The following is an 8,118-nucleotide window of genomic DNA, read 5'->3' as shown; positions in this document are numbered from 1 at the left end:
GGAGACCTCCGGCACCCCGGGTCAGGCTGGTTCCGGTGGCCACGGCGGCCACGGCGGTACGGGTGGCACCGGCGGTACGGGTGGCACCGGAGGTACCGGCGGCGGCGGTGGTCTCCTCGGCGGCGGCGGTCACACCGGAAGCACGCGTGGCAACGGCGCCAACGGAAGCAACGGTTCCAACGGCGACAACGGTTCCAACGGCAGCAACGGCGGCACCACCTAAAGGCCGCGAGTAGTGGTGAGCCCACTCAGCACACACGAGCGTGACGTGCTGAGTGGGCTCACTCGTCTACGCAGGGGCCCGCCAGGTAAGGGCCATGCCGTTGTCGGCCAGCCAGCGGTCGAGGTCGTATTCATGTCTGGACAGTCCCTCGATCGCGGCGACCGCGGTTTGCACCGCCTGTTCGCCGGTTTCGGGGGTCAGCAGACCGTGTCGGACGGCCGTGAGCAGTTCGTCGACGTCGGACAACTCCACTCCGGCGCCGGTGCGGACGACCAGGTCGAGGTAGTGGTCCTCCGAATGCCAAGCCGTCTTGCCCGGCGTGTAGCGACCCACGTCGAGGTAGTAGTCCTGATCGAGCTCATGGCCGGGATTGAAGTGAAACACCGTGGCGCGCAGGCTCAGTGACGGCAGCAGCCACGACTCCATGTAGTGAAACTGAGCTCGGCCAGGCGTTGGCCGAGCCATGTACAGGCCCCACGGTTCGAGGGTGTAGACGTCGACCGCCCGCACGATGCCCTTCGGATCGGTGTTGGTGCGGGCGACCAGGTCGAACGTTTCGTGCTTGGGAGCGTGGATGCGTTCAGGATAGTGCGCTGGCCTGATTACTCCACTGATCGCCCGTGCCACGACATCGCAGCGCGCAGGGTCGCCTCCAGGGCGCGATGGACGTCGCGCAATGGCCGGATGTCGCGGCGCGCGCGGCACAACAAGATCGCGCCTTCGATGCCCGCGATCACAAGGGTGGCCAGTCGCCGCGCATCTGTGCGGCCGACACCCGCGCCGAGCAACGCATGTGCGATCAGGTCTTGCCAGCGGCCGAATGCGGCGGCCGCCGCCGCGGTCGCGGTCGACCCGGCGTCGGCCTCTGCTGCGACAGCAACGATCGGGCAGCCGGCGCGAAAGTTGCTGTCCTCAAGCACTTCCCGCCATGCATCCACGAACATGTCGAGGGCGACGAGGGGATTTCCGGTCTGGGCGGCCCGTTCAATCTGTCTCTCGATCACCGCTGAGGCCCACGCAACGGTGTCGGCCGCAAGCTGTTCCTTGCCACCTGGGAAGTGGTGGTAGATCGAGCCGCGTGGCGCTCCGCTGTGCCCGATGACGTCGCGGAAACCCGTGCCGCTGTAGCCCTGCTCTCTGAACAGCAAAGCGGCACTTTGGATCATCCGGTTTCGGCTATCGCTGGTTATGACGGTCATCATAGTTACTCTCCGGACTATGTCAAGTGTCATAGTCGAACAACGGAGCAACGTCCTGCACATCGGGCTCAACCGGCCGGAAAAGCGAAACGCCTTCAACGTCGAAATGCTGGAGGAGCTCGGCCGCGCGTACGAACGCCTGGAAAGCGACGACAACCTGCGCGCCGGCGTGCTTTACGCGCATGGCGACAACTTCACCGGCGGGCTCGATCTCGCCGAAGTGGGGCCGCGCCTGGTCGAAGGATCACTGGACTGGCCCGACGACGCCCGCAATCCGTGGCGCAATGACGGGCGACCGTGGACGACGCCGGTCGTCGCCGCCGCTCAGGGTTGGTGTTTGACACTCGGCATCGAACTTCTGCTCGCCGCCGACATCCGGATCGCAAGTGCCGAAGCCCGCTTCGCCTAGCGCGAACCGCGAGGGTGACCGGGCCGCTGAGGACCGCTTTGTCGACGATGTCGCGGCCTTGTTCAAAACGAAGGACGGGGCGGAGGGAATGCTGTCGTTCATCGAGCGACGACCGGCCCGGTTCGTCGGCGCGTAGTCCTCGGGAACAGCCGATGTCGGTGGCGGGTTCTACCCTGGTGAACATGGCTTTCGCGACCGAACATCCCGTGCTTGCGCACTCGGAGTACCGCGCCGTCGACGACATCGTCCGGGTTGGCGGTCACTTCGAGGTGGTCAGCGAGCACGAGCCGGCCGGTGACCAGCCTGCCGCCATCGAGGAGCTGGAGCGAAGGATCACGGCGGGGGAGCGCGACATCGTGCTGCTGGGTGCTACCGGCACAGGCAAGTCGGCGACCACCGCGTGGTTGATCGAGCGGTTGCAGCGGCCCACCCTGGTGATGGCCCCGAACAAGACGCTGGCCGCTCAGCTCGCCAACGAGCTGCGAGAAATGTTGCCGCATAACGCAGTTGAGTACTTCGTCTCGTATTACGACTACTACCAGCCAGAGGCGTACATCGCCCAGACCGACACCTACATCGAGAAGGACAGCTCGATCAACGACGACGTAGAGCGGCTACGGCACTCCGCGACGTCGAGCCTGCTGTCCCGGCGTGACGTGGTTGTGGTCGCGTCGGTGTCATGCATTTATGGCCTGGGAACACCGCAGTCCTACCTGGACCGTTCCGTCGAGTTGAACGTCGGCGACGAGGTTCCGCGCGACGCGCTGCTGCGGCTCCTGGTCGACGTCCAATACACCCGCAACGACATGGCATTCACCCGCGGGTCGTTCCGGGTCCGCGGCGACACCGTCGAGATCATCCCGTCATACGAGGAACTCGCGGTACGTATCGAGTTCTTCGGCGACGAGATCGAGGCGCTCTACTACATGCACCCGTTGACCGGCGATGTGGTGCGCAAGGTCGACTCGCTCCGGGTCTTCCCGGCCACCCACTACGTCGCGGGCCCCGAGCGGATGGCGCACGCGATTTCCACTATCGAGCAGGAACTCGAAGAGCGACTGGCCGAACTGGAAGGCCAGGGCAAGCTGCTCGAGGCGCAGCGGCTCCGGATGCGGACCAACTACGACGTCGAGATGATGCGCCAGGTCGGGTTCTGCTCAGGCATCGAGAACTACTCGCGCCACATCGACGCCCGGCCTGCGGGCTCGGCGCCTGCCACCCTGCTGGACTACTTCCCCGAGGACTTTCTGCTCGTCATCGACGAGTCGCATGTCACGGTGCCGCAGATCGGCGGCATGTACGAGGGCGACATCTCCCGCAAGCGCAACCTGGTCGATTTCGGGTTCCGGCTGCCGTCGGCCATCGACAACCGGCCTCTGACGTGGGAGGAATTCGCCGACCGGATCGGTCAGACGGTGTATCTGTCGGCGACCCCGGGGCCGTACGAACTGAGCCAGTCCGGTGGTGAGTTCGTCGAACAGGTGATCCGCCCGACCGGCCTGGTGGATCCACAAGTGGTCGTGAAGCCGACGAAGGGCCAGATCGACGATCTGATCGGCGAGATTCGCAAACGCACTGACCGCGACGAGCGAGTCCTGGTCACCACACTGACCAAGAAGATGGCCGAGGACCTCACCGACTACCTGCTTGAGATGGGCATCCGGGTGCGCTACCTGCATTCGGAGGTCGATACGCTGCGGCGCGTCGAACTTTTGCGGCAGCTGCGCCTCGGTGATTACGACGTGCTGGTCGGTATCAACCTCCTGCGGGAGGGTCTCGACCTGCCCGAGGTGTCGCTGGTGTCGATCCTCGACGCCGACAAAGAAGGTTTCCTGCGGTCGACCCGCAGCCTGATCCAGACCATCGGCCGCGCCGCCCGAAACGTGTCGGGTGAGGTGCACATGTACGCCGACAAGATCACCGACTCGATGCGGGAAGCCATCGACGAGACCGAACGTCGCCGGGCCAAACAGGTCGCCTACAACGAGGCTAACGGAATCGATCCGAAACCGTTGCGCAAGAAGATCGCCGACATTCTCGACCAGGTCTACCGCGAGGCCGACGACACCGAAGCCGTCGAGATCGGCGGTTCGGGCCGCAACGCGTCGCGTGGCCGTCGCGCACAGGGCGAGCCCGGCCGCGCAGTGAGCGCGGGCATCATCGAGGGGCGCGACACGACGAACATGCCGCGAGCCGAATTGGCCGACCTCATCAAAGATCTGACCGAGCAGATGATGGCCGCCGCCCGGGATCTCCAGTTCGAGTTGGCGGCGCGGATTCGCGACGAGATCGCCGATCTGAAGAAGGAATTGCGCGGCATGGACGCCGCGGGTCTCAAGTGAAGTCCGCCGGGCTTGACCTCAACAGCGGTTGAGCTCGTAGCGTGAGCGAGGTGACCGACACCGCGACGACAACCACCGGCAGCTGGCGCGAGCTGCTAGGCCCGAAAAACCTCGGGGCCTCGACCGTGCTCGCCGGCGGTGTTGCGCTGTACGCGACCAACGAATTCCTGACCATCAGCCTCATGCCCAGTGCGGTCGCCGAGATAGGCGGTCAGCGTTTCTACGCGTGGGTGACGACGGTATACCTGGTGGCGTCCGTGGTAGCGGCGACGACCGTCCACTCAGTCCTGATGCGATTCGGGCCGCGATGGTCATACCTGTTGGCGCTCAGCGTGTTCGGCGCAGGCAGCCTGACGTGTGCGGTCGCGCCGACCATGGAGATCATGTTGGCCGGGCGTACCGTCCAAGGCGCGGCCGGTGGTCTGCTGGCCGGCCTGGGTTATGCGGTGATCAACACCGCGCTGCCAAGTTCGTTGTGGACCAAGGCCTCTGCATTGGTTTCGGCGATGTGGGGGGTCGGCACGCTCCTCGGCCCGGCGGCTGGGGGGTTGTTCTCCCAATTCAGTTCGTGGCGTTGGGCATTCGGTGTGCTCGTCACGCTGACAGTCGCGATGGCCGTCTTGGTGCCAATCGTGCTTCCGGCGCGGGCCCAGACGGACGAGGGTCGCACACCCATCCCGGTGTGGTCGCTGCTTCTGCTGGGTTCGGCGGCATTGGCAGTCAGTGCGGCCGGCATACCGCACGACACACGAGCCACCGCTGGACTGCTCGTGCTCGGCGCGGCACTGGTCGCGCTGTTCGTCTTCGTCGACCGCCGTTTGTCCGCTGCTGTGTTGCCGCCAAGTACTTTTGGCCGCGGGCCGCTGAAGTGGATCTACCTGACCCTCGGTGTGCTCATGGCCGCCACGATGGTGGACATGTATGTCCCGCTGTTCGGTCAGCGGCTGGCCCATCTGACGCCCGTTGCGGCCGGATTCCTCGGAGCGGGCCTGGCGGTCGGGTGGACCGTGGGCGAGATCGGTAGCGCCTCATTGCGTAACAGCCGGGTGATCATGCGCATGGTGGCTGTCGCACCGCTGGTGATGGCTGCCGGGCTGGCGCTCGGTGCGCTCACACAGTACGAGGATGCATCCGTCGTTCTCGTCGCTGCCTGGGTCATCGCGCTGCTGATCACCGGCGCAGGCGTGGGAATCGCGTGGCCACACTTGTCCGCGTGGGCGATGGGCTGCGTCGACGACCCCGCGGAAGGCCCTGCTGCGGCCGCCGCCATCAACACGGTGCAGTTGATCTGCGGCGCGTTCGGCGCAGGACTCGCCGGTGTGGCAGTCAACTTGACGGACACCGGCGACGCGACACCGGCACGGTGGCTGTTCACGGGCTTCGCCACGCTGGCGGCGATCGGTGTTGTGGCGTCGGTCAGAGCTCGGGCAGCAGGCGCCGCAGAATCTTAGCCGAGGATGCGGCGGCCTGATCGACAAACGTGGTGAAGTCGAAAAGCGCGTTGCCACCGGCGAGGTCGGACAATGCGCGGATGACGAGCCAGGGGATGCCGAACGCCTCACACACCTGGGCGACAGCGCCTCCCTCCATCTCGATCGCCTGTCCGCCCAACTCACTTCGCAGACGGTCTCGCGTGGCCTCGCAATTCAGATACTGGTCACCGGATAGCACTGTGCCGTAGACGATTTGGCCCGGGATCGAGATCCCTTCGAGTCGTCGCTTCACGCGGGAGAGCAGTTCGGGATCAGCCGGGTAGCCGAGCCGATCGGTGGGGTTGATGACCGGGGCATAGCCGGGCTGATATGTCCGCACGCGTTCGTTCTCGAATACACCCGCGTCGTGTTGGACAACCACGTCGGCGACGACAATGTCGCCGATGGCCAAGGACGGGTCCAGGCCGCCCGCCACGCCGGAGAAAACGATTGCGCGGCAGCCAAATCGGTCGGCCAGAAGTGTGCTGACTATCGCAGCGTTGACCTTGCCCATCCCGGATCCGACCAGCACCACGTCATGGCCGTCGATCGTTCCGGTGTGGAAAACGGTGTGTGCTGCGTCCTGGCTGTGGGCGTCAGCCAGCACGTTGCGGAGGTGTGCGAGTTCCTGCGGGATCGCGCAGATCAGTCCGATGGTCACACCGCAGTATGGCTAGTCGGGGTCGTCGTCGAGCTGGCGGATCGCCGTTACGCCGTCGATACCGGCCAGCACCGTTGGAGCGGTCATGATGCCCCGGCCTGACAGCGTCAACATCACGCCCGACGTCCCCGCGCCACCGGGCTCTTCAGGGGTCTGGGCGGAAAGGTCGGTGAGCTGCCACTGGCGCCGGTCGCAGGCTTGCAGGAGTCGACTCATCACACCGCGGCCCTCGTGGTAGGTGACATGCATGGTGATCGATCCGCTCAACCGGGCGGATAACCGGGTGGCGAGTGGCATGAACCCGACGATGATGAGGAAGTGCATCGCGGTCACGGTGACGGCGAGCAACAGCAGGCCGGATCCGGCGGCCATACCGATGGCCGCGGACTCCCAGACCGCCGCCGCGGTGGTCAGCCCATGTACCGATCCGCGGCGGAAGATGATGATCCCTGCGCCCAGAAAGCCGATACCCGAGACGATTTGGGCCGCGACACGCGACGGGTCGACGACGACCAGATCGCTCTGCAGTACGTCGGAGAAGCCGTACTTGCTGACGAGCAGGATCAGGGCGGCGGCGGTGCCGACGATGGTCTGGGTGCGCACGCCGGCGCTCTTGCCCTGGATTTCGCGCTCCAGACCGATCAGTGCGGTCAATCCGAATGCGACGAACAGCTCGATGATCTGGCGGCTGCCCTGTCCCGGGCCGCCGAAAAACGGCGGATCTGCCAGCCAGAGGTCCATGGGAAGAAATTAACTCGGCGGGGGCGACCGATGACTTTCGACGCGCCGCGAGGTCCATATATCCGAGAGGCCCCGTTCGTTAGGAGTGATTTTCTATGCCGACAACGCTGACCGCTTATCCCGAGGTGACCACCCGCGCCGAGTGGCTGGAGGCTCGCAAGAACTTGCTGGCGCGCGAGCGCGAGGTCACGCATCTGCGCGACGCCGTCAATGCGGAGCGTCGCCGCCTACCGATGGTGAAGGTGGAGAAGGACTACGTGTTCGACGGCCCCAGCGGCGAGGTCCGGCTGCACGACATGTTCGAAGGCCGAAACCAGCTGTACGTCCATCACTTCATGTGGATCGACGCGATCGACGAGGGCTGTCCGAGCTGCACGGCGGCGGCGGATATGACGTTCACCGAGAAGGACCGCGCGCTGTTGAACGCGAAGGACGTGACGTTTGCGTGTGTCTCCCGTGCGCCGTATGCCAGCATCGCGCGGTACCGCGACAAGCACGGGTGGACGTTTCCGTGGTACTCGTCGCGCGACAACGACTTCACATACGACTATCACGTCACGCTTGACTCGAGCCGCGCGCCGATCGAGTACAACTACAAGTCGCTCGACGAGTTGCATGCCGACGGGTGGACCGATGGAGACCTGCGCGGCGACTGGCCGGGGGCCAGCGTCTTCCTGCGCCGCGGAGACGAGGTCTTCCACACGTATTCGGCGTATGCGCGGGGTCTGGACCACTCAGCCGTCGGCTATCCGTTCCTCGATCTGACCCCGTACGGGCGTCAGGAGCCGTGGGAGGACTCGCCGGCGGGATGGCCGCAAGGCGGAATCGCGGCGGGCATGCCGCTCGAGGGTTAGCGATCACGGCGATCTGAACCCTGGGCCGGTGCCCGCCACCGTGGCAAGGTCATAACCCGTTGCGGGTGTGGCTGAGTGGCTAGGCACCGGCCTGCAAAGCCGTCTACGCGGGTTCGAATCCCGCCACTCGCTCGATTGTGATGTTGCAAGACATCCGAATAGCTCTGAACCCTCGTTGGGGGTTCAGGGTTTTTTTCGTGGGCGTCCGCAGGGGACT

The 8,118-nt window shown here is 65.3% G+C and carries 9 protein-coding genes and 1 tRNA gene; 6 read left to right on the top strand and 4 right to left on the bottom strand.

All coding sequences use genetic code 11. The annotated features are described in order from the left end of the window. Positions 1-223 (top strand): hypothetical protein (locus tag VJV41_RS12875; RefSeq protein WP_325334243.1); only part of this gene is annotated, 223 nt, incomplete at its 5' end. Positions 224-289: 66 nt separating this feature from the next. On the opposite strand, the gene VJV41_RS12870 is transcribed toward VJV41_RS12875, so the two are convergent. Continuing rightward, positions 290-733: a DUF402 domain-containing protein gene (locus VJV41_RS12870; protein WP_414684945.1), complete on the bottom strand. Its 444-nt coding sequence runs from the start codon at positions 731-733 to the stop codon at positions 290-292. A 92-nt stretch (positions 734-825) separates the two neighbouring features. Next, complete coding sequence (locus VJV41_RS12865; protein ID WP_325334240.1) at positions 826-1,422, bottom strand: TetR/AcrR family transcriptional regulator; 597 nt, start codon at positions 1,420-1,422, stop codon at positions 826-828. A 19-nt stretch (positions 1,423-1,441) separates the two neighbouring features. Between VJV41_RS12865 and VJV41_RS12860 the strand changes: the two genes are divergently transcribed. The 3 genes from VJV41_RS12860 (at position 1,442) to VJV41_RS12850 (ending at position 5,624) form a co-directional block, all read left to right on the top strand. After that, on the top strand, positions 1,442-1,831 hold the full coding sequence (locus tag VJV41_RS12860; RefSeq protein ID WP_325334238.1) for an enoyl-CoA hydratase-related protein: 390 nt from the start codon (positions 1,442-1,444) through the stop codon (positions 1,829-1,831). A 182-nt stretch (positions 1,832-2,013) separates the two neighbouring features. After that, positions 2,014-4,173, top strand: a complete 2,160-nt coding sequence (gene uvrB / locus VJV41_RS12855) for an excinuclease ABC subunit UvrB (protein ID WP_325334236.1) — start codon at positions 2,014-2,016, stop codon at positions 4,171-4,173. A gap of 50 nt (positions 4,174-4,223) precedes the next feature. Next, positions 4,224-5,624 carry an MFS transporter gene (locus VJV41_RS12850; protein ID WP_325334234.1) on the top strand — a complete coding sequence of 467 codons (1,401 nt, stop codon included), beginning with the start codon at positions 4,224-4,226 and terminating at the stop codon, positions 5,622-5,624. Here VJV41_RS12850 and VJV41_RS12845 read toward each other — a convergent pair. After that, entirely contained in the window at positions 5,590-6,306 is a 717-nt protein-coding gene (locus tag VJV41_RS12845) for a 5'-methylthioadenosine/adenosylhomocysteine nucleosidase (protein WP_325334232.1), read from the bottom strand. The two genes, VJV41_RS12850 and VJV41_RS12845, sit on opposite strands and share 35 nt — an antisense overlap. Positions 6,307-6,318: 12 nt before the next feature. Further along, a complete protein-coding gene (locus VJV41_RS12840; RefSeq protein WP_325334230.1) occupies positions 6,319-7,047 on the bottom strand; it encodes an MgtC/SapB family protein in 729 nt (242 codons plus the stop codon). Between the two features lie 95 nt (positions 7,048-7,142). On the opposite strand from VJV41_RS12840, the gene VJV41_RS12835 reads away from it, so the two are divergent. Both VJV41_RS12835 and VJV41_RS12830 read left to right on the top strand, forming a co-directional pair. Further along, positions 7,143-7,901, top strand: coding sequence for a DUF899 domain-containing protein (locus VJV41_RS12835; protein ID WP_325334228.1), 759 nt, complete (start codon positions 7,143-7,145; stop codon positions 7,899-7,901). A 61-nt stretch (positions 7,902-7,962) separates the two neighbouring features. Further along, positions 7,963-8,033 (top strand) — tRNA-Cys (locus VJV41_RS12830). Positions 8,034-8,118 lie beyond the last annotated feature (85 nt).

It is taken from the genome of Mycobacterium sp., assembly GCF_035274705.1.
In the GTDB taxonomy this organism is placed as follows: Bacteria; Actinomycetota; Actinomycetes; order Mycobacteriales; family Mycobacteriaceae; genus Mycobacterium.
This window is presented reverse-complemented; position numbering and strand designations above follow the sequence as displayed.

What these genes read in the sequence shown, in the direction of transcription:
- VJV41_RS12865 (WP_325334240.1), bottom strand. Translation starts at nt 1,422, where the DNA reads ATGACCGTCATAACCAGCGATAGCCGAAACCGGATGATCCAAAGTGCC.
- VJV41_RS12860 (WP_325334238.1), top strand. Translation starts at nt 1,442, where the DNA reads ATGTCAAGTGTCATAGTCGAACAACGGAGCAACGTCCTGCACATCGGG.
- uvrB (WP_325334236.1), top strand. Translation starts at nt 2,014, where the DNA reads ATGGCTTTCGCGACCGAACATCCCGTGCTTGCGCACTCGGAGTACCGC.
- VJV41_RS12840 (WP_325334230.1), bottom strand. Translation starts at nt 7,047, where the DNA reads ATGGACCTCTGGCTGGCAGATCCGCCGTTTTTCGGCGGCCCGGGACAG.
- VJV41_RS12835 (WP_325334228.1), top strand. Translation starts at nt 7,143, where the DNA reads ATGCCGACAACGCTGACCGCTTATCCCGAGGTGACCACCCGCGCCGAG.